Raw genomic sequence first — 18801 nt, 5'->3', positions numbered from 1 at the left:
TTATTATGAAAATTCAATCTATCAATTTAAAGTATTTTAAGAAATTTAAAAATAAAAAATTCGACTTTACCGATCCAGAAACTGGATTGGCACGAGACATTATAGTTTTAATAGGGATGAATGGGGCGGGAAAAACAAGTATTTTACAGGCAATAGCCGCAACACTGGGAGTGGCAACAGGGAGGTTGCAGAAACTTCCTGACTTAGAATGGGCAGGATTTAACTATGAATTGCTGGGGAGTAATTGGGCCAAGTTTGAACCAGAGGTTACTCTACAAGTACAATTTTCGTCTCCAGAGATCCAGGCGGTTCGTGAGTTCCAACAAAAATTGCAACATATAGGTCGCAATTTACCAGTTCCTCCTGCTGAAAAACATATTGTGGATCTTAGATGGCAAGGTGAGAGTGTTCAAGCAAACACTGCGAATGAATTGTTTCAATTTAAAGGACGGGAATATGCTAAACAACTCCGTCGAACGGAAGGCTTTCAGGTCTTTGAGCGAGTTGGTACGATTTTTTGGTACACAGAGCAGAGAAATTCAACCAGCTTAACTCCTGAAAATCCGGATGGAAAAGTTGAAATTACCTATGATATGCTACGCGATCGCCTTTCAAAGTTGCGGCAGTTTCATCAGGATGTTGACAGGGGAAGAATTCAGCAATTCCGCCCTGGACAGAAGGACATATATGCTGAAATTGAGCAAGCTTATAAAGCTGTTTTTCCAGAACGTAGCTTTGAGGGGCCTTTTCCACGAGAAGGGATCGATGACATTCTGAGCGAACCCTGGTTTTATCTATACGATAACAGGAACCTGTATGAGATTTCTGAGATGTCTGGGGGCGAACGCGCTATATTTCCGATGCTGATGGATTTTGCTAATTGGAATATTCATAATTCGGTGATCTTGATTGATGAAATTGAGTTGCACTTACATCCACCACTGCAACAAGCATTGTTGAGAGCTTTGCCTAAGTTAGGCAAAAATAATCAATTTATCATTACAACTCATTCTGATTACATAGAGCAGCTAGTACCCGAAGCACACATTGTTCGTGTGGAGGTGTAACTATGAGTGTTGTTAGCAGTGGAAAAATTATTTTTTGTGAAGGGAAACCAAGCAGCTTAGACTATAGATTGCTTACTAGAGTAGTCGATAGCCTACCAGGTGATAGATGCACAATTGTCCCTGCGGGTAGTAAGTTTGGATTCTCAACCTTTGCCGAGGGCTACTTTTCAGGGAAGACAGCGGTTAATCAGAAATACATCGTTTTTCGAGATCGGGATTTCGATGTTCAGCCAACTCCTAACTGCGGATTACTCCAACTAGATAATAGATCGGGTAATAAACCCTTTGATTTAAGTTATCGCACTTGTGTTGAAAATTACCTCTTAGAGGCTGATTTGATTGACACCTATTGGACAGAAAAGTACAATGAAAAGCAGGGAAATCCAGCTTCTAAGTGGGGACATCAAAATTCACCAGAAGTCGATCGCATTTCAGAATCGATTGAAACTAGCGCCAGGAACCTGCAAGATTACCAAGCTGTAAGATGGGCATTGGGTGACTTGGTGAACATGAGTACAGCACGACAACAACTCAAAACTACATGGACGGAGAAAGGTAAACTACCTGAGTCATTAATTTTGCAAGACTGCAAAAATCAAGCGTTAGAATTAGTTAATCAATTTAGACTGGCAGTTGAATCAGTTACACCGGAAAAATTTGAAGATAACCTTGTTTCCTATCAACAACGGTTTAACCAAGAAGAATTTTGGACAGAGAAGCAATACTTAATCTGGTTTAATGGCAAGGATATTCAAAAAGAAATACAGAGACAAGACTCTAAATACATTTCTCTAAATTCATTTTTCGATTGGGCAATTCGGAAGCTTGACATTAATCACCATCCTGATCTTATCGAATTAAGGACAAAAATAGAGCAGCTATAGCAGAAGGAAGAAGAAAGAAGGAAGAAGGAAAAAGGATGTCGATAAAAATATTTTTCCCCAAACAAAAAGCGCCCCTATTACTAGGAGCGCTTTTTGTTAATCAAAAGCTAAAACTTAGCCGTTGATAGAAGGAGCAACCATTGCTACGGGAGTTGTCTCACCAGCAGCCAAGTCGAGAGGGAAGTTGTGAGCGTTGCGCTCGTGCATGACTTCCATACCCAAGTTAGCGCGGTTGATCACATCAGCCCAAGTGTTGATGACACGACCTTGAGAGTCGATAATCGATTGGTTGAAGTTGAAACCGTTCAAGTTGAAAGCCATCGTGGAGATACCCAAAGCGGTAAACCAGATGCCGACTACTGGCCATGCACCTAACAAGAAGTGCAAGGAACGGCTGTTGTTGAAGGAAGCGTATTGGAAAATCAAACGACCGAAGTAGCCGTGGGCTGCGACGATGTTGTAGGTTTCTTCTTCTTGACCGAATTTGTAACCGTAGTTCAAAGATTCGGTTTCGGTTGTTTCGCGAACCAAGGAAGAGGTAACTAAAGAACCGTGCATGGCTGAGAACAAGCTACCACCGAAGACACCGGCTACTCCCAGCATGTGGAAGGGGTGCATCAGGATGTTGTGCTCGGCTTGGAACACGATCATGAAGTTGAAGGTGCCAGAGATACCCAAGGGCATACCGTCTGAGAAGGAGCCTTGTCCGATGGGGTAGATCAAGAATACTGCGGTGGCTGCTGCAACTGGTGCAGAGTAAGCTACGCAGATCCAAGGACGCATACCTAAGCGGTAGGACAGTTCCCATTCACGACCCATGTAGCAGAAAATGCCGATCAGGAAGTGAAATACTACCAATTGGTAAGGGCCGCCGTTGTACAACCACTCATCGAGGGAAGCTGCTTCCCAGATTGGGTAGAAGTGCAAGCCGATGGCGTTGGATGAAGGAACAACTGCACCTGTGATGATGTTGTTGCCGTACATCAAGGAACCTGCTACTGGTTCGCGGATGCCGTCGATGTCCACGGGAGGGGCAGCGATGAAGGCGATGATGTAGCAGATGGTGGCGCTCAGCAAGGTGGGAATCATCAAGACGCCGAACCAACCTACATAAATGCGGTTTTCGGTGCTGGTGACCCAGTTGCAAAACTGATCCCACAGGTTGGCGCTTTCGCGCTGCTGTAAGGTTGTTGTCATTTGTTTATGATTGCTTTATTGATTTGTCAATGTTCGTGACGGGTTTGTGTTCCGCCATGTAAATAAATATAAAGCATATTCTAAGGTTTGTAAAGTATTTTAACAACAGATTAACTGATACAAGTTATAAGGTTAAGTTATCAATATGAGGAAAGCTGGATAAATGGGCAAGAATGCACAAAAAAGTAGGGAAAGCCTGGAAGCGCGTCGCCTTCAGGCATGGAAATATTAAGATACAGACTTTTGCTGACTGGGTATCATAATCAGAGCCCAATAGGGAACTTCAGCGGGATCGACATCTACGATCGCCCGAATTCGCTGATTCGGCATAGTTGCGCGTTCTATATACAGTGCTCGATCGAACTGTCCCAACTCAATCAGCACGTCCCGGACTTTCGCAAAATGCCGGCCCAGCTTAATAATCACCGCAGCATCAACAACCGCCAGCCGATCGCGCAAAACCTCAGCATCCAGCGTCGCAGGCATAATACTTAACACATCGTTACGATAAGTCAGCGGCACTCCCAACGCAGCCGCACTCGCCATTGTCGAAGAAATTCCCGGCACAACTTCAGTCGTAAAAGTCGCCGACAAACGGTTGAATAGATACATAAACGAGCCGTAGAGAAAAGGTTCGCCCTCACACAATACCGCCACATCCCGTCCCTCGCTGAGGTGTGCCGCAATTTTCTCCGCAGCAATATCGTAATAAGGTTGAGACGATCGCGTCGGACTAAAAGGCAGCGGCATCGGAATCTCAATTTGCTCCGGGCGCAGATAATCTGCGACGATCGCCCGCGCCAGCACCTTACCATTTTCCATCGCCGGATAGGCAATCACCGGCACCGATTGCAAAATCCGATAAGCTTTCAAAGTAATCAACTCAGGATCGCCAGGCCCAATACCCAAACCGTACAATTTACCAGTAGCCTCAGTCATAATTCATCCTTTTTCGCTAACGAATTCACGGCCGCCGTTGCCATTGCACTGCCACCGCGTCGCCCGTGCAACGTAATAAATGGCACTCCCCGACTGTTGGCGGCCAGTTCGGCTTTGGATTCAGCAGCCCCCACAAATCCTACCGGGAAACCCAGAATTAAAGCCGGTTTGGGTGCTCCGGCATCCAGCATTTCCAGCAGTCGGAACAAAGCAGTCGGGGCATTGCCAATTGCCACAACCGCACCCTGCAAGTTGTCCAGCCATAAATCAAGGGCCGCGGCCGATCGAGTATTTCCCATTTGCCGCGCCAACTCCGGGATTTCGGAATGCCAGAGGGTGCAAATCACCGCATTGTCAGCGGGAAGGCGTTTGCGAGTGATGCCTTCGGCCACCATCCGGGCATCGCACAGGATGGGCGCACCTGCAGAAAGGGCCTGGCGTCCGCAGGTTGCGGCCCCGGGGGAAGCTGCTAAATCTGCAACAATATCGGTCATGCCGCAACTGTGAATTAGTCGCACCGCTACCGATTCTAAATCGGGCGGCAAGGTTGACAAATCTGTTTCGGCTCGAATTGTGGCAAAGGATTTGGTGTAGATTTCTGTTCCATCTCGAATGTAGTCAATCATTGTTTAAAACTGCTATAGGAAGTTTGTTGGATTTGTGAAATAGATTTTTTGAATTAACCGCGAAGATGGAAAGGACGCGAAGAAAGATCGAGAGATATAGAATAGAAATGATTAAAACTTGTCAGTTTTAATGGAATCTTTTTTCACTTTAAATTCCCATTTTCGGTGTTCAAAAACTCCTGCAATTGGTCGATCGCCTGCCGATCGACAAACTCACCAAATGACTCCAAAGGCTCTCGAAACCGCTGATATACCTGCAACATTCGCTCGATCGCACCGGGCATCTCGGCGGCACTAACCGCCGGAAAAATTGGTCGCCCGAAGGGCAAATCTTTTCTACCCGCATAAATCTTGTAACCTTCGATCGCCTCGTGTCCTCGCTCAATCTGAATTCCTACCAGCGTGATATCAATTGGCCGGTGCTGGGCGCAGGACTTTTCGCAACCGCTGAAATGAATGTTAATCGGCAGGTCGATCGTCAATTTTTGCGCTAAATCCCTCGCCATTGCTAAGGCGTGACTTTGAGTATCTGTCGCCGCCGACGCACAGCCGCTGCTGCCGGCACAAGCCACCAAGCACGAATCTAGGCGAGTCGCCGATGAGTGCAATCCCAAATCGGCAACTTGCTGTTTTACCTCAAAAAGCTGGGAGTTGGGGATGTCAGAAATCAACAGATTTTGCCACGGCGTAAGTCTCAGGGTACCGCTGGCTAGATTTTGGGCTAAATTTGCCAAATTCCGCAGTTGTTTTGATTCTAGCCTACCTAGGGGCAGTGCAATTCCCATGTAGGAGAAACCGGACTGTTGCTGAGGATAAATGCCGAGATGTCGGTGATTGGGGATGGATTTTTCAGATGAGGCGATCGATCTTCGCTGCACTACAAACGGTAAATTCCTCTCTACCCTTTCTAAATAAATTTCAGCGCCCCAATCTGCCAGCAGGTGACGCAAACGCGGTTTTTTGCCATCAATTCGAGACCGATTTTTTGTGTATTCAAGATAGGTGCTAGCGAGGGCGGCTAATACTGAAATACATTGCGATTCTTGGATTAAAATTCCTGTCTCGCCGTTTAAATGCAGCCGAAAAACGATTTCTGATTTTGCCGATCGCCCTTCAGCAGCTAATAAAATATCGTTGCGTAAATCGCGAATCGAAACCGATTCCCCCCCGTCAAAGCCAATACTGAACTTAGGCGAAAGTTCCGACAATTCGGGATGCGTTTGCAGGTAATCATCCCAAGCTTTTACTAGCGGGCGAGTATCGAGTAGTTGCTGTCGATCGATCCCTGCTGTCGGACTTGCCATAATATTGCGAATCGGGTCAACTTCAACGCGGCTAGATGCCAATCCCAATTCCAGCAAATCTTGCCAAAGTTCATCAGAAACTGGCGAATTCAAGTCTCGAATTTGCAAATTCGCCCGATTCGTTACTTGCAAACAACCGGTACTGTATCGATCGACCAAATCCGCGATCGTCCGACACTGCTGCGCGTTTAAAATTCCCCCCGGAATCCGCATTCTCGATAATATTCCGTCTCGGGCGCGGGAACCGTAAAATAAACCAGGACAAGTCGGCAATTCACTCAAAGCTAACAAAGAAACTCCTCCCCGTGCGACGCAGGGAATCTAAAGTAAACTCCTGAAATCGGCATTCTGACTTTGACAGTTGCGGCACAGCGCCGGAATTGCACCGGACTTTCCCGCTTTCAGGTTTAAGAAATCTATCACAAGTCGATCGGCATCAGCCAGATCGATCGAGTTTCTTAACAAATCTCCGGGCGAGCTCGCCTGTTAGGGGGGAAATTCGTTTTATTGTCTTGCTGATCCCTAAACAATTTTTTATAATCTATAATCGAAGTCAAAATCACTCTAAGAGTGCGCGACTTCTAACTTCGGCTATAAAACCTGCGATCGCGTTATTTATGACAATTGAAGAATTGCAAATCAAACTCGCAGATATCAATCACCTTGTTGAGACATTCCAAACATCAGTAGCTTTGGAAAAATACTACTCGGATGACACTGTGATGATTGAAGGAGATGGTACGATTACTAGCGGCAAAGAAAACTGCCGCCAAGGAAGAGAAATCTTTTTTCAAGAAATGTTAGTTGAGTTTCGAGAATCAAAATTAATTAGTCAAGACATCGCTGTTTCAGCCGATAAAAATTATGATTTTGTAGTAATTTCCAATTGGTACAATGATTACACCGTTAAAGTTGAAGGTCAAATCATTGATTCCAAAAGCAACCAAATTTCGATCGGCTATTGGAAAGATGGTTTGGTAGTCAAGGAAAGTTACAACTATCGAGTGATTACGGTGGTTTAGCGCTGTTTGTTAATTAGAGTTACGCAAAACCTGCAGAAACCGGGTTTTTTGCCTTATCTGCGCGCGATAACCAAGTATTGTAAAAAAAACCGGTTTATGACTACCTGTGCGTCCTGGACTAATATTGATAGGTGCGATCGTTATTGAACCTGAGAAAAATAATTCGCATGATACTTGAAACTCAGAGATTGGTGTTGAAACCGATTGTAGAGAGCGACCTCAACACGCTCCACGGAATATTGACTAATTTTTATGTGAGGAGATATCTATGTGACGGCGAAATATTGTCGCTGCAACAAGTGGAAGAAATGCTGGCCGAGAACAAAAAGCTTTTTGAAGAAAAGAAATTCGGTTTGTGGTTTATCGAGACAAAGAACGATCTAGAAACTATTGGATTTGTTGGTTTGTGGTATTTTTTTGAAGAAGCACAGCCGCAGTTGCTTTACGCACTGCTGCCGAAAGCACTTAAAAAAGGATATGCTACTGAAGCATCAACCAAAATATTGGAGTATGGTTTTAATGAACTTGGCTTGGACTATATTGTCGCAAGCTGCGATCGCCCAAACATTGAGTCGCTTAAAGTCGCAGAAAGACTTGGAATGAGGCAAGTAGAAGAAAGAATTATGAATGGAAATCCGATATTATTCTTTAGAATCGATAAGTAGTAATTAGCAGTAAGGATTCAATGCACAAATGGCTTTCGGTGGTGGGGATTGGCGAAGACGGACTTTCGGGATTGAGTGCGATCGCCCGTTCCCTACTCGATCGATCTCAAGTCGTTGTCGGCGGTGCCCGTCACCTAGCAATGCTACCAACGGACGACACCCGCGAACAATTGGTCTGGGCTTCGCCGATACAAGCAACAGTCGATGAAATCATCCGCCGCCGGGGACAGCCTGTGTGCGTGCTAGCCAGCGGCGATCCGATGTGTCACGGTATAGGCGTCACGCTGTCGCGCCAGATTCCTATTTCGGAAATGACTGTAATTCCCGCTGCATCGGCTTTTAGTCTTGCTTGCGCCCGTCTGGGCTGGGCTTTGGCGGATGTTGAGACTTTCAGTTTGACAAATCGCCCGATCGCATCGATCGCCCTTGCTTTGTCGCCGGGGGCGCGATTGCTGGTTTTAAGCGCAGATCGACACACGCCGGGAAAGGTGGCCCAATTGTTGACACAGCGGGGGTTTGGCAGCAGTTTGATGACCGTGTTCGAGCGGATGGGAGGGAACTCGGAACGGCAGATCGAGGGGGTAGCAGCAGCCTGGAAGGGAGCGGATTTGGCTGATTTGAACACGATCGCGATCGGCTGCAACTGCGATCGCGAAACCCTACTTTTTCCCCGAACTGCGGGTTTGCCGGATGCTGCTTATCGCCACGACGGACAACTTACCAAGCAGGAGGTTAGAGCCGTTACTCTGTCAGCGTTAGCACCGATTCCGGGAGAGTTGCTTTGGGATGTGGGGGCTGGCTGCGGCTCGATCGCGATCGAATGGATGCGGAGTCATCCTCGGTGCAGGGCGATCGCGATCGAACGCCACCCAACTCGGCTGCAATACATCGCCGAAAATGCCTCTACTTTCGGCGTTCCCGAACTCAAAATCGTTGCGGGAGAAGCGCCGGAAGCCCTGACAGATTTGTCTCAACCGGATGCCATTTTCATCGGCGGCGGTGTCACCGCAGAAGCTGTGCTGGAAACTTGCTGGAATGCTTTAGGTGAAGGCGGCCGATTAGTTGTTAATGCGGTGACTGTTGAGAGCGAGTTTAAAGTTTTGCAATGGCACGATCGTTATGGCGGGGAACTAATTAGAATTGGGATTCAGCGAGTAGGGGCGATCGGTTCTTTTCAGGGTTGGAAACCGCTTGCACCGGTGACTCAGTGGGCGGTAGTTAAAAGGTAAAGTAAATTATAGTCAAGCTTAATTGACAATACTTAGGACAGTTGTAGATTTGATCGAGTGTCCGAAACCCCAACTAGCTATATGGTGGACTATTTTTTCTTTCGTTTGAGTAAGAGTGCTAAGTTTCAAAAAATGCGTTAAAAATGGCAGGGCTTCCTCGCGATCGGCTTACAGGGCCGTTAAAAAACTGTCCGAACTATTGAATTGACAAACTTAAGTATTTCACTACCGCCGCAGAAGTGGTCTTCTTACACCAGACAAACATCCCAACTTGTTATTGCGCCGGACTGTTTGAATATCTCTGGTCTACCGTGGTAAAATATTCGCATTTGCTTAACTTCAGGTTAGATTGATAGCGCCAGTACACTTGTACTATGTGCTACAACCCGGTAGATGCTACATATCTAACTATCGTTGGAGCCGACAAGCGAATGATTTATTCAGTGAGCTGAAAAGCTGACGATTGCGGATAAAGTGAGTTTTGTACCGCAATTTGGGGTGGGGACAGTAGTTTCGAGATTGCCTGTCAGTATTATTCATTTGGTTAATGTCAGATGTTACATCAACTCATTAGTATCGTTGGTTCTGAAGTTATTAAGCTCATTACGGGTAAATTACTTACAGAAAACCAAATTAAAAATATTAGTAACCATGTAGTAGGCCAGTATTTTGCTGACCTGTTTCCCACATCGGAAAATGAGGCAGAAGCGGAAGAACGCATAACTTTAGCTAGGATGCACATGACGGAAGCTAGCAAAATAATTTCAAGTTTGCAGGGTGATCTTGAAAGGCAAGCTAACCAACTTGATTTTTTAGGAAAGGAGATCGATCAGAAAAAACTAATAGCAGAAAGATATGCTGTTCTTGCTCAAACAAATCAAGAGGCATTCTCTGCATTTAAGATGGAGATGGAAGAAACTCTTAGAAAAGAGTTGAATATACAAAATGAAAAGGGTAAAACCATAAGGCGAACCGTATCATTCGCATCTTGGTCAATCTCCTTGGTGATTGGTGCTTTTTTAGGTGCATGGTTTCAAACTCAGCTAGATCCAAAAGTTCAATCTCCACAAAGTCAGCCTCCATCACAAATTTCGAGATAAACTGAATTTTGCTAATCGGTACAGAATTATACAGCAGTGCGAGCGGGATGTTCGCGTTCCAAGAATATGTCGGTAGACTCAATCAATTTCACAACAAAAAGGTTGGGTTTCCTTTCGTCAACCCAACCTATCAATTTAATTAAAATTCAGGCTTTAGCCTTGATTCACCACAGTCGGTTTTAAACTTTCCTGTGACTTCGATCGATCTAAACCATTTTGAACTTCCACAGATTCCTTAATCGGTTTCCGGGCTTCAATTAAACTCAAAGCTTTGTTGACACTTTCAGGTAAAATCACGACCAAACTGCCGGCCGGCGCCTCATCTAAAGCCTTGTTAACAGCGGTTGTTTCGTCGAGAATCAACTCGTATTCAACTTGAGATTTGTTTGCGGTTCCTGCAGAAATCGCCTCTGCAATTCCCTGGCAAATTAACTGTGCCACAACACCGGGTTCTCGCCCGCGCCGATCGGCATCTTCCTTCACAATAATACGATCGAACATCTCGGCCGAAAGTTTGCCCAGCGTGACAAAATCTTCATCTCGCCGGTCTCCGGGGGCGCCGACAACCCCGATCCGCATTCCCGGCCAATTCAGCACGAAACTGCCCAAAGCCTTGTAGCTGTGGGGGTTGTGGGCGTAGTCGAGCAAAGCGTGATAGCTGCCCAATTTAAACAAATTCATCCGTCCGGGAGTTTGACCCACCGATGCTTGGAAGCTTGACAAAGCCGATCGAATGTCTTCTATTTTCAATCCTTGGGCAAAAGCCGCCAAACAAGCTGCTAAAGCATTGGCAATCATAAACGGCGCGCGCCCGCCCATCGTCAGCGGCACGTTCACGGCTTGCTCAATTCTCAGCGTCCAATCACCTTTCAAGATCGACAAGTACCCGTTTTCGTAAATCGCTGCCAGCCCGCCCGCAGCGGTATGTTTGGCAACCAGTTCGTTGTCCGGGTTCATCGAAAAATAGGCAATTTGAGCCTTGACACGCTGCGCCATTTGTGCTACCAGTCGATCGTCTGCATTCAAAACTGCATAGCCTTTGGGCATTACCGACTCAACGAGGACGCTCTTGAGTTTGGCGAGCTGTTCCACCGTGTCGATGTCGCCAATTCCCAAGTGATCGGCCGCGACATTCAATACGACGCCGACATCGCACTGATCGAAGCCGAGGCCCGATCGCAAAATTCCGCCTCTAGCCGTTTCCAGCACCGCTACTTCTACAGTTGGGTCAGACAAAATCAATTGAGCACTCTGCGGCCCGGTATTGTCTCCGGTTTCTACCAAATAATCGCCGATGTAAGTGCCGTCGGTAGTCGTGTAGCCGGTAATCTGACCGGTCTGCTTGACAATGTGGGCAAGCAGGCGAGTGGTTGTAGTTTTGCCGTTGGTTCCCGTTACGGCTAAAATCGGCACCCGGCTGGGTTGAGGCGAGGGGAAGAGCATATCGAAGACGGCGCCGGCCACGTTGCGGGGTAAACCTTGACTCGGGGCGACGTGCATTCTGAAACCAGGTGCTGCGTTGACTTCGACGATGACGCCGTTGACATCGCGCAGGGGTTGGGAGATGTCGGGAGTTACTACGTCAATGCCGGCGATGTCCAAACCGATAATTTTGGCGACTCTGGAAAACAGCCAGACGTTTTCCGGGTGGATTTCGTCGGTGCGATCGACCGCAATTCCACCGGTACTCAAGTTTGCTGTCGCGCGCAAAAATACTCTTTCGCCGGCGGGCACTACGGAGTCCATCGCGTATCCTTGTTTTTGCAACAAATCCAGGCACAATTTGTCGATCGTGATCCGGGTGAGCACGTTGTCGTGTCCGTCTCCCCGCTGCGGGTCGCGGTTTACTTCTTCAATAAGCTGTTCTACTGTAGACCTGCCGTTACCCACGACGTTAGCGGGGACTCGTTCTGCGACTGCTATGACTTGCCCGTTGACTACCAATACTCTGTGATCGCGGCCGACGTAATAGCGCTCGACAATCACGCTTTTTGTTTTTGATGCCGCGCTGGCTAAGTCGTAGGCTTCTTCTGCTGCTTCCCAGGAATTGATGTCGATCGTAATGCCGCGGCCGTGGTTGCCGTCTAGGGGTTTGAGGACGATCGGATAACCGCCGACATCTTCGATCGCCCCGCGCAATTCGTCCAAATAATTAATCACCGTTCCTCTAGGAACCGGCACGCCGGCGCTGCCAAGGATATTTTTAGTACCTTCCTTATCGCAGGCTAGTTCTACCCCCAAAACTCCCGTGCGGTTGCTTAGAGTTGCCTGAATCCGCTTTTGGTGAACCCCGTAGCCGAGTTGAATCATAAACCGGGCGCTCAAAGGTATCCAAGGAATGCCGCGAGCTTCTGCTTCCTTGATCAGTGTTTCCGTGCTCGGCCCGAGTGCGGCGGACGCAGCAAACTCTCTAAGGTCTCTCAAATCTTGGACTAATTCTGCTGCTGGATAAGTGCCTGTATCGGCAATGCTCTGGCACATCCGCACGCCCGCCCGGGCGGCATAGCGACCTGCTTGTTCGTGTTGATACTCGATTACTACTTGGTAAATGCCTGGGGTCGCAGTCTCGCGGGTCCGACCGAACCCGACAGGCATTCCTGCCATTTGCTGAAGTTCTAGGGCTACGTGTTCGATTACGTGTCCCATCATTGTGCCTTCTCTGACACGTTGCAGGAAGCCTCCCCTATGGCCGGGAGAACAGTGATGCTCGTCCAAACTCGGCAGCGCGGCGGTCAATCCTTGGTAGAAGCCAGGAATTTCAGATGTGGTTTTATCTGCCAACTCTTCTAAATCCAGACGCATCAGGACGAGTTTGTGGCGTCGGATGCTCCAGTAGTTGGGGCCGCGTAAGGTCTGGATTTTAAGTATTTTCATGACAGTTAGAGGGGTATGGGGCGCGAAATCTTATAGATAATTGAAGCATTTATTCAATTTCGATCTAGATTGCTCGATCGACTGTTCGCAGCGAACAGTTTGGGACTGAATTTCCAGTTATGGGCGACCCAATTGAAAATTCATCTCCCAGCGATCGGCTAGAAACAAGTACAGGTCAATGTCACGCAAAAACTAGAAGCCCGAAGGTAGAATTTTCTGTGATTCTGCCTTCTGGCGTCAGCCGTGGCTGCTTCGCAATCTATTATATTGTTGTATCCATGATTCGGCCGGAATGCCGCCTAGTGTCTGCCGAATCAATGAGAAGATATTTTCTGCGTTAGTTGGCTGTGCGGCATTCGGGTGGCCAGCCAGACTCGGAACAGGCTGCCGATGGCATTGGTTTGCCTAGGGGCATATTGTAGCAATCTCCGTGACACAGAACGTGCAAGCGCATATTGAACAAACTTAAGGGTTCTGTCGCTCCTACCAGAGACTCATTGGTATAAAAATTTTCCCTAGAATCAACAATAGTCACAGTGCCTTTACCGAGAATTTTCATAGTATCGTCTCCCTCAAACAAGGCGCAAGTGTCTTCGTCAATACCAATAGCGATGCGATCGGGATGGCAAGCCACAGCCGACAGCAAGCGAGCCATGCGGTTACGGTTGTGAAAATGTTGGTCTACGATGATCTCAGGAATAATGTTAAGTCCGTTTGCCATGTCTACTAAAGAGCGGTTCGGTGACGCGCCACTCCCGCCGCCGGCAATCATGTGATATCCCATCACCGCAGCACCCGCGCTGGTACCGGCGAGGGTAATCTTGCCTTCGAGAGTTTCTTTGCGAATTTTCTCCATCAGCGGGGTGTCCGCCAGCAGTCCGCAGAGCCTCAGTTGGTCGCCCCCTGTGATGAATACGCCCGTACAATCTTCTAAGTAATCTTTCCAGACGGGGTTTTCGGCTTGTTCGCGTTCGCGGATGTCCACTACTTTGACCGCGCTAACGCCCATTTCGTCAAATATAGTGCGGTAGCGGTTGCTAATTCCTTCGGGATCGCGCGAAGCGCAGGGAACGATCGCCAGTCGAGCGTTTGCACCCCCAGCGCGGCAAAAAAAAGTATTCAGAATCTCTCGCCCGTGAACTTTGTCTTCGGCTCCCCCGATCACCATAATCGAGGTTTTTGTGCGCTGGGGAATATTGTGATCGAGGGCTTGAGATGTCAACTGCTGCATGGTGTGTCTTCCTCTGTTGGATGTGAAATTCAATTTTGCCGTGGCTGTGGCTACAATAGGGCTTTTTAAGAATAAATATTTGTTTGTGCCAGCGAGGTGCGATCGCCGATATCACCTCGCTCGCTGTTGTTTGGCGGCGAGTTTACTTGCAGTCGCTGTCATGAAAAACTGATTATTGTTGTACAAAACGGGGCCGCCGACAAAGGAAGAGAATTTAACTTGCAAAAATTCTCAGAAATTATAAGAAATTATAAAGAATAAAGCAATTACTGAAAACTGAACTCCCTCTAAGGGTCAAACTAGAGGTGATGTATCAATAAATTTCAATAATTGTGCGATTTGACGTAGTTACCTTATTTCCAGAATTTTTCCGGGCTCCCCTGGAGTCGGGACTGATGGGCAAAGCCTTAGCTAAAAAGATTGCTGAGGTGAATTTTGTCAATCCCCGCAATTTTACCACAGACAAGCACCAGCGAGTCGATGACGAGCCTTACGGGGGCGGAGTGGGGATGCTGATGAAGCCGGAACCGATTTTTGCTGCGGTGGAGTCGCTGCCGGTTTTGCCGCGGCGGGAGGTGATTTTGCTGACTCCCCAGGGGGAACCGATGCAGCAGGAGATGTTTCGGCAGTTGGCGGCCGATCGCGATCAGTTGGTGTTGATTTGCGGTCATTATGAGGGTGTGGACGATCGAGTGCTGCATTTGGTCACTCGCGAAGTGTCTTTGGGGGATTTTGTGCTCACGGGGGGCGAAATTCCGGCTTTGGCTTTGATTAATGGGGTTTTGCGATTGCTGCGGGGAACTGTGGCGAAGGAAGATTCGCTGAAGTTTGAGAGTTTTGAAGACGGACTTTTGGATTATCCGCAGTACACTCGACCGGCGGATTTTCGCGGATTGAAGGTGCCTGACGTGTTGTTGTCTGGTAATCACGCAGAAATTGCTCGCTGGCGCAGGGAACAGCAAATTGAAAGAACTCGATCGCGCCGACCGGATTTGCTAGCGGATTAGTTAACTCTTGACTATTAATAGTCTTGGTTGAGCATCGTATTTTTGACCGACTCAATTATGCTAAACAATCAACTTTTGTGCTGTGGGGCGATCGCTTTTTTGATAGGCGGTGAATTTACTGTAAATATAACGGCTAGCAGTAGTGGTAAATGGTAAAATATGAACCGGAAAGCTTTGGCAAGAAGCAGCGGAGGAAGGAGCAGCGCGCGATCGTCTTCTTCTAGTTCTAGTTCCAGTTCCAGTCGCTCTAGCATTACCTCGCCTAGCCGTTCTAGTTCTTCTAGTCTTTGTAATCCTTGTAAAAACAGATCGTCTGGCATTTTTTCTAGTTTTTCTAGTTCTTCTAAAAACAGCGATAGGGATAATCTGCCCGTTACAGTATTCGTGACGTTCTTCAACAGTTTCCTCGATCGCCCGGTATTCATCTGGAGTAAAGCGAGTCTTTTTCGGTTCTGGAATATTTGGCGGGTTGGTTTGAAATAACCCCGATCGCACTTCCTAAATAGTTAGACATTAAATAATTATGGCTTACAGCTAGATAGTTTTCTTAACCCAGAGCCGTGTTCCTTTCCCTTCAAATTCCATAAAAAACTCTCCATGCCTTTGTGCGCTTCTGCTTCACAACCGCTAAATTCTAGCTTTTTTTTTACCTCTGACACTCAACTGCTTTGTAATGGATGTATAATAATGCAAAGCAAAAAGTAGATTAATTGCAAAAAATACCAAAGTTAACACCAAGGTAAAGAAAGACGTAAACGACAGTCGGGAAGTCATCGTAAATATTGCCAAAATGATTGAGCAAAGCCCAAAACCGGAAGCAAAAGAACTTAAAAGCAGCAACCGCACCTTAGACATAGTTTAATTTAAAAATTCTCAGTAAAATACACTTGTGGCAGCTAACGATGAGTGCCGAATGATACTTATTACTATATAGCGGAATTGATCTGTTGCGCCAAGGGCAAAACGGCTGCTTTCCTAAAAAGGTTTGAATTCTACAGAAAAATACAGCCCGCGCTCTTGTAAACTCCTCTGGCTCGACTTAATACCAATCAAAGGAATTCCCCAGCCTCCGCGAGCATTCCACCTCTCACGGTACTGCCACCGCAGGCCCAATCCCACTGACAGCAAAGTATTCGCTTCCAGAGTCGCCCTTGCCCCGCTATTTGTCCAAACATTGCCCAAATCCACAAACGGCGTCACCTGCAAAACTCCTTGTTTATCGCCGGTGCGCAAAATCGGATACCGCAACTCGGCTGAAGCAAAAATCCCGCTATCGGCGAGCAAAGCATCCTGACGGTAGCCCCGCACCGTATCCGAGCCACCCAAACCAAATTGTTCGATCGGCAAAAGCTCTCCCCCAGCCAACTGCACCTGCGATCGCACTACCAGCAGCGTCTCAGGAGTCAACAACCGCACGTACTGCAATTGACCCCGCCACGCCAAAAATTCACTGTCAGGCCCGCTGCTGCTCACTGTAGCGCCAAATGCTCGCACTCCCAGACTGAACTGCGATCGCACCGCCAAGACATCTTTCTCTCCCCTCTGGGTAAAATCCTGAAACAGCCTCAGCGCCAAAACCCGACTCCTAGCCGGATCATCCGCTCCCGGCGATAGCGGAAAATCCTCTCCCAGCAAAGATGTATCGCTTTCTCGCCTGCCAGCAGCGATACCGATGGCGATTTGTCTTCTCGGATTTTGCACGATCGGCTGCCGGTAAGTCAACTCATATCATAAGTGCGGCTCGACGCCTCAATATCCAGAGCGTCAAAGGGCGGTCAGGCGATATTGCTTTTGCTCCGGCTTAGCTGAAAACTTACCGTACCGTTGCGGGGATTCACTGGCAGCGTATAACTAAAATCTATAGCGTTGCTGCCTTTACTATTTGTATAAATCAAACTCGCACTATCTCCCAAACCCAACAAATTAGCTTCCCGGACTTGAGCTTTGCGCCGCCACCTCCCCACACTCGGAGAGCAAGAATTGTCACTAAAAATCTCAGCTTGGAACGTTTTTGCCTCTTTGACTCGGACTAACAGCAAATTAAAACCCGCACGAGAACCCGCTTGCAGTTCGGCTGAGATATTTGCGACTTGCCCGCTAAGTTGCAGCAGTTGCATAGCTGACCCTATGCGGTGTTAGTTCAACGGGCCTCGGGTTGAATCGGCTAATCAGCTTCTGACGTAGTTAAGATTTAGCCGCCTAGTCCCGACTACATTGATTACTTTCTAGCTTGCCTTCTAGCACTAATATCCTCACAACTGAGCCTGCAAGCGTTGGCGGTCCAATCAGCGCTCCAGATGTGATATAACCTTTGCTGATGTAGAGTGGGCTCGCAGTAGAACGGGCTTCCAGCAATTCGGCGAAAGTGAGCGGGCGGCCTACAAAGTCTTTGAGTAAAGCGTCTAATTCTTCGTTGCTAAAGACGGTGCTGCCAACTACTTGAAATCGATCGACCTTTATCGTACCCGGAATGTTGGGCAATTCTGCTGGCTGTGCCGGCGCGGGAACAGCAGGCGACAAAAGCTGTTCTGCCGGAGGCAGGGGCGCTGGTTCTGGGAGGGGAGGCAGATTTCGCGGCAGCGGGTTGGGAATGGGAAATTATTGTCTGTTTTCTCCTCGGTTCGGCAACTGAGCGACAGTTTCAGGGGCCTGAGTTTCAGTCGCTCCATCAAACTCCCGGATGTTGTTTTCGGGATCTTTACTGTCTCTATCTAATTCAGAACCCGAGTATAAATCACGAAGCCGATCGCGATCGTCTGCTGTTTCTTGATTGGGTAAATTATCATTAAAAATTGGCGCTTGCACCCCTGAGTCGGCAGCAAGCATCGACTCGCCAACACTTTGAGCTGCTAGCGGTGCGCGACAAATACCTGCAATTGAAAAACCAAGTGCTAATGCCTTGAAAAACTTGATTTTACAAAAGCCTCTAGAAGGTTGCACGGGCATGACAGACTCGTCATATTTTATAGTTATTTGCACTTACGCTCGGGCGCGGCCGGCACAATTGCAAGGAATAAAGTTACTCTATCACTTTTTTTAAAGACTTAATTAATTAATTAAACATAAAGATAGTTGACAAAACCGCTGTTTTGTGTGGTAAGCGATTCCTCAAAAAAACTCCGACCTCCCCAAGCTAGCGCTGTAGGTCGGCGGAGAATTCTATCAAACCTGCGATCTGAGAAATAGGTAAATTTTGATAGAGCAAGACTTAATTACCAAATAGTTCGCTAAACTTATTCACTGTTAATCGCCCTTGAGGAAGTTTTAGTATGTTTGCCGTCAAGTAAGCGCTCAAATTAAATAACGCCGAAGCGACCTTGATGGCAAAACACGCAGGATTCCGGCGCGTAGTATTTAACTTTGGGTTGAATTTACGGACTCAAATGTATGGCGAGGGGAAATTTACAGACTCAAAGATACTCAACGAAGTTAAAAAAGTTCTTACCAACCACGTCAAGAAACAACCTGAATTCGGCTGGATGAACCAGTTGTCTAGCCGAGTTTATCAAAATGCTTTGATTGATTTGAAAGATGCTTTTAGCCGATATCGCTCTGGAAAAGCAGGTCATCCGAAATTTGCTAGGGCGTCGGTTCAGTATTAGGAGTTGACAAAAAAGACTGAAAATGATATGTGAATTGAGAAGCCTGTTAAATTC

At 47.3% G+C, this 18801-nt stretch carries 18 protein-coding genes, 1 pseudogene and 1 riboswitch; of the genes and pseudogenes, 8 read left to right on the top strand and 11 right to left on the bottom strand.

Features of this window, described 5'->3' with window-relative positions:
- Positions 1-5 precede the first annotated feature (5 nt).
- Together QUA54_RS19685 and QUA54_RS19680 are read left to right on the top strand one after the other, a co-directional pair.
- Complete coding sequence (locus QUA54_RS19685; protein WP_333415951.1) at positions 6-1067, top strand: ATP-binding protein; 1062 nt, start codon at positions 6-8, stop codon at positions 1065-1067.
- A 2-nt stretch (positions 1068-1069) separates the two neighbouring features.
- Positions 1070-1951 (top strand): hypothetical protein, encoded by an 882-nt coding sequence (locus QUA54_RS19680; RefSeq protein WP_333415950.1) that lies wholly within the window; start codon positions 1070-1072, stop codon positions 1949-1951.
- A 114-nt stretch (positions 1952-2065) separates the two neighbouring features.
- On the opposite strand, the gene psbA is transcribed toward QUA54_RS19680, so the two are convergent.
- The 4 genes from psbA to cobG all read right to left on the bottom strand — a co-directional run bounded on the left by psbA (position 2066) and on the right by cobG (position 6308).
- Positions 2066-3148, bottom strand: coding sequence for a photosystem II q(b) protein (gene psbA / locus QUA54_RS19675; RefSeq protein ID WP_172186093.1), 1083 nt, complete (start codon positions 3146-3148; stop codon positions 2066-2068).
- Between the two features lie 228 nt (positions 3149-3376).
- On the bottom strand, positions 3377-4087 hold the full coding sequence (locus QUA54_RS19670; protein ID WP_333200701.1) for a precorrin-2 C(20)-methyltransferase: 711 nt from the start codon (positions 4085-4087) through the stop codon (positions 3377-3379).
- A complete protein-coding gene (locus tag QUA54_RS19665) occupies positions 4084-4713 on the bottom strand; it encodes a precorrin-8X methylmutase (RefSeq protein WP_333415949.1) in 630 nt (209 codons plus the stop codon). Before QUA54_RS19665 ends, QUA54_RS19670 begins: the two co-directional genes overlap by 4 nt.
- Before the next feature lie 143 nt (positions 4714-4856).
- Entirely contained in the window at positions 4857-6308 is a 1452-nt protein-coding gene (gene cobG / locus QUA54_RS19660) for a precorrin-3B synthase (RefSeq protein WP_333415948.1), read from the bottom strand.
- A 42-nt stretch (positions 6309-6350) separates the two neighbouring features.
- A riboswitch (adenosylcobalamin-variant (AdoCbl-variant) riboswitch) is annotated at positions 6351-6430 on the bottom strand.
- A gap of 204 nt (positions 6431-6634) precedes the next feature.
- Between cobG and QUA54_RS19655 the strand changes: the two genes are divergently transcribed.
- The 4 genes from QUA54_RS19655 to QUA54_RS19640 all read left to right on the top strand — a co-directional run bounded on the left by QUA54_RS19655 (position 6635) and on the right by QUA54_RS19640 (position 10033).
- A complete protein-coding gene (locus QUA54_RS19655) occupies positions 6635-7039 on the top strand; it encodes a hypothetical protein (RefSeq protein ID WP_333415947.1) in 405 nt (134 codons plus the stop codon).
- Positions 7040-7206: 167 nt separating this feature from the next.
- On the top strand, positions 7207-7704 hold the full coding sequence (locus tag QUA54_RS19650; protein ID WP_333415946.1) for a GNAT family N-acetyltransferase: 498 nt from the start codon (positions 7207-7209) through the stop codon (positions 7702-7704).
- Positions 7705-7724: 20 nt separating this feature from the next.
- On the top strand, positions 7725-8933 hold the full coding sequence (cbiE, locus tag QUA54_RS19645) for a precorrin-6y C5,15-methyltransferase (decarboxylating) subunit CbiE (protein ID WP_333415945.1): 1209 nt from the start codon (positions 7725-7727) through the stop codon (positions 8931-8933).
- 554 nt (positions 8934-9487) lie between these two features.
- Positions 9488-10033: a hypothetical protein gene (locus QUA54_RS19640; RefSeq protein ID WP_333415944.1), complete on the top strand. Its 546-nt coding sequence runs from the start codon at positions 9488-9490 to the stop codon at positions 10031-10033.
- Between the two features lie 153 nt (positions 10034-10186).
- Here QUA54_RS19640 and cphA read toward each other — a convergent pair whose 3' ends face one another.
- Both cphA and QUA54_RS19630 read right to left on the bottom strand, forming a co-directional pair.
- Entirely contained in the window at positions 10187-12907 is a 2721-nt protein-coding gene (gene cphA / locus QUA54_RS19635; protein ID WP_333415943.1) for a cyanophycin synthetase, read from the bottom strand.
- 337 nt (positions 12908-13244) lie between these two features.
- The gene (locus tag QUA54_RS19630) at positions 13245-14138 is read right to left on the bottom strand and encodes a cyanophycinase (RefSeq protein ID WP_333415942.1); all 894 of its coding nucleotides are present in this window, start codon (positions 14136-14138) and stop codon (positions 13245-13247) included.
- A 332-nt stretch (positions 14139-14470) separates the two neighbouring features.
- Between QUA54_RS19630 and trmD the strand changes: the two genes are divergently transcribed.
- The gene (gene trmD, locus QUA54_RS19625) at positions 14471-15145 is read left to right on the top strand and encodes a tRNA (guanosine(37)-N1)-methyltransferase TrmD (protein WP_172192804.1); all 675 of its coding nucleotides are present in this window, start codon (positions 14471-14473) and stop codon (positions 15143-15145) included.
- A gap of 68 nt (positions 15146-15213) precedes the next feature.
- On the opposite strand, the gene QUA54_RS19620 is transcribed toward trmD, so the two are convergent.
- The 5 genes from QUA54_RS19620 to QUA54_RS19600 form a co-directional block, all read right to left on the bottom strand.
- On the bottom strand, positions 15214-15543 hold the full coding sequence (locus QUA54_RS19620; protein ID WP_333415941.1) for a hypothetical protein: 330 nt from the start codon (positions 15541-15543) through the stop codon (positions 15214-15216).
- 577 nt (positions 15544-16120) lie between these two features.
- Positions 16121-16867: a ShlB/FhaC/HecB family hemolysin secretion/activation protein gene (locus tag QUA54_RS19615; RefSeq protein ID WP_333415940.1), complete on the bottom strand. Its 747-nt coding sequence runs from the start codon at positions 16865-16867 to the stop codon at positions 16121-16123.
- Positions 16868-16920: 53 nt separating this feature from the next.
- Positions 16921-17262, bottom strand: a complete 342-nt coding sequence (locus tag QUA54_RS19610) for a ShlB/FhaC/HecB family hemolysin secretion/activation protein (RefSeq protein ID WP_333415939.1) — start codon at positions 17260-17262, stop codon at positions 16921-16923.
- An 82-nt stretch (positions 17263-17344) separates the two neighbouring features.
- The gene (locus QUA54_RS19605; protein ID WP_333415938.1) at positions 17345-17665 is read right to left on the bottom strand and encodes a POTRA domain-containing protein; all 321 of its coding nucleotides are present in this window, start codon (positions 17663-17665) and stop codon (positions 17345-17347) included.
- A 78-nt stretch (positions 17666-17743) separates the two neighbouring features.
- Positions 17744-18124, bottom strand: a complete 381-nt coding sequence (locus tag QUA54_RS19600) for a hypothetical protein (protein ID WP_333415937.1) — start codon at positions 18122-18124, stop codon at positions 17744-17746.
- Positions 18125-18450: 326 nt separating this feature from the next.
- Here QUA54_RS19600 and QUA54_RS19595 point away from each other — a divergent pair.
- A pseudogene (locus QUA54_RS19595) lies at positions 18451-18747 on the top strand (helix-turn-helix domain-containing protein); the annotation flags it as partial.
- Positions 18748-18801 lie beyond the last annotated feature (54 nt).

The sequence above is a fragment of the Microcoleus sp. MOSTC5 genome, assembly GCF_036701825.1.
Taxonomy (GTDB): domain Bacteria; phylum Cyanobacteriota; class Cyanobacteriia; order Cyanobacteriales; family Microcoleaceae; genus Microcoleus; species Microcoleus asticus.
The sequence above is the reverse complement of the archived record's forward strand: the minus strand, read 5'-3'. Positions and strand labels throughout refer to the sequence as shown.

Coding starts and splice junctions, on each gene's coding strand:
- QUA54_RS19685 (WP_333415951.1), top strand. CDS start 6: ATGAAAATTCAATCTATCAATTTAAAGTATTTTAAGAAATTTAAAAAT.
- QUA54_RS19680 (WP_333415950.1), top strand. CDS start 1,070: ATGAGTGTTGTTAGCAGTGGAAAAATTATTTTTTGTGAAGGGAAACCA.
- psbA (WP_172186093.1), bottom strand. CDS start 3,148: ATGACAACAACCTTACAGCAGCGCGAAAGCGCCAACCTGTGGGATCAG.
- QUA54_RS19670 (WP_333200701.1), bottom strand. CDS start 4,087: ATGACTGAGGCTACTGGTAAATTGTACGGTTTGGGTATTGGGCCTGGC.
- QUA54_RS19665 (WP_333415949.1), bottom strand. CDS start 4,713: ATGATTGACTACATTCGAGATGGAACAGAAATCTACACCAAATCCTTT.
- QUA54_RS19655 (WP_333415947.1), top strand. CDS start 6,635: ATGACAATTGAAGAATTGCAAATCAAACTCGCAGATATCAATCACCTT.
- QUA54_RS19650 (WP_333415946.1), top strand. CDS start 7,207: ATGATACTTGAAACTCAGAGATTGGTGTTGAAACCGATTGTAGAGAGC.
- cbiE (WP_333415945.1), top strand. CDS start 7,725: ATGCACAAATGGCTTTCGGTGGTGGGGATTGGCGAAGACGGACTTTCG.
- QUA54_RS19640 (WP_333415944.1), top strand. CDS start 9,488: ATGTTACATCAACTCATTAGTATCGTTGGTTCTGAAGTTATTAAGCTC.
- cphA (WP_333415943.1), bottom strand. CDS start 12,907: ATGAAAATACTTAAAATCCAGACCTTACGCGGCCCCAACTACTGGAGC.
- QUA54_RS19630 (WP_333415942.1), bottom strand. CDS start 14,138: ATGCAGCAGTTGACATCTCAAGCCCTCGATCACAATATTCCCCAGCGC.
- QUA54_RS19610 (WP_333415939.1), bottom strand. CDS start 17,262: ATGCAACTGCTGCAACTTAGCGGGCAAGTCGCAAATATCTCAGCCGAA.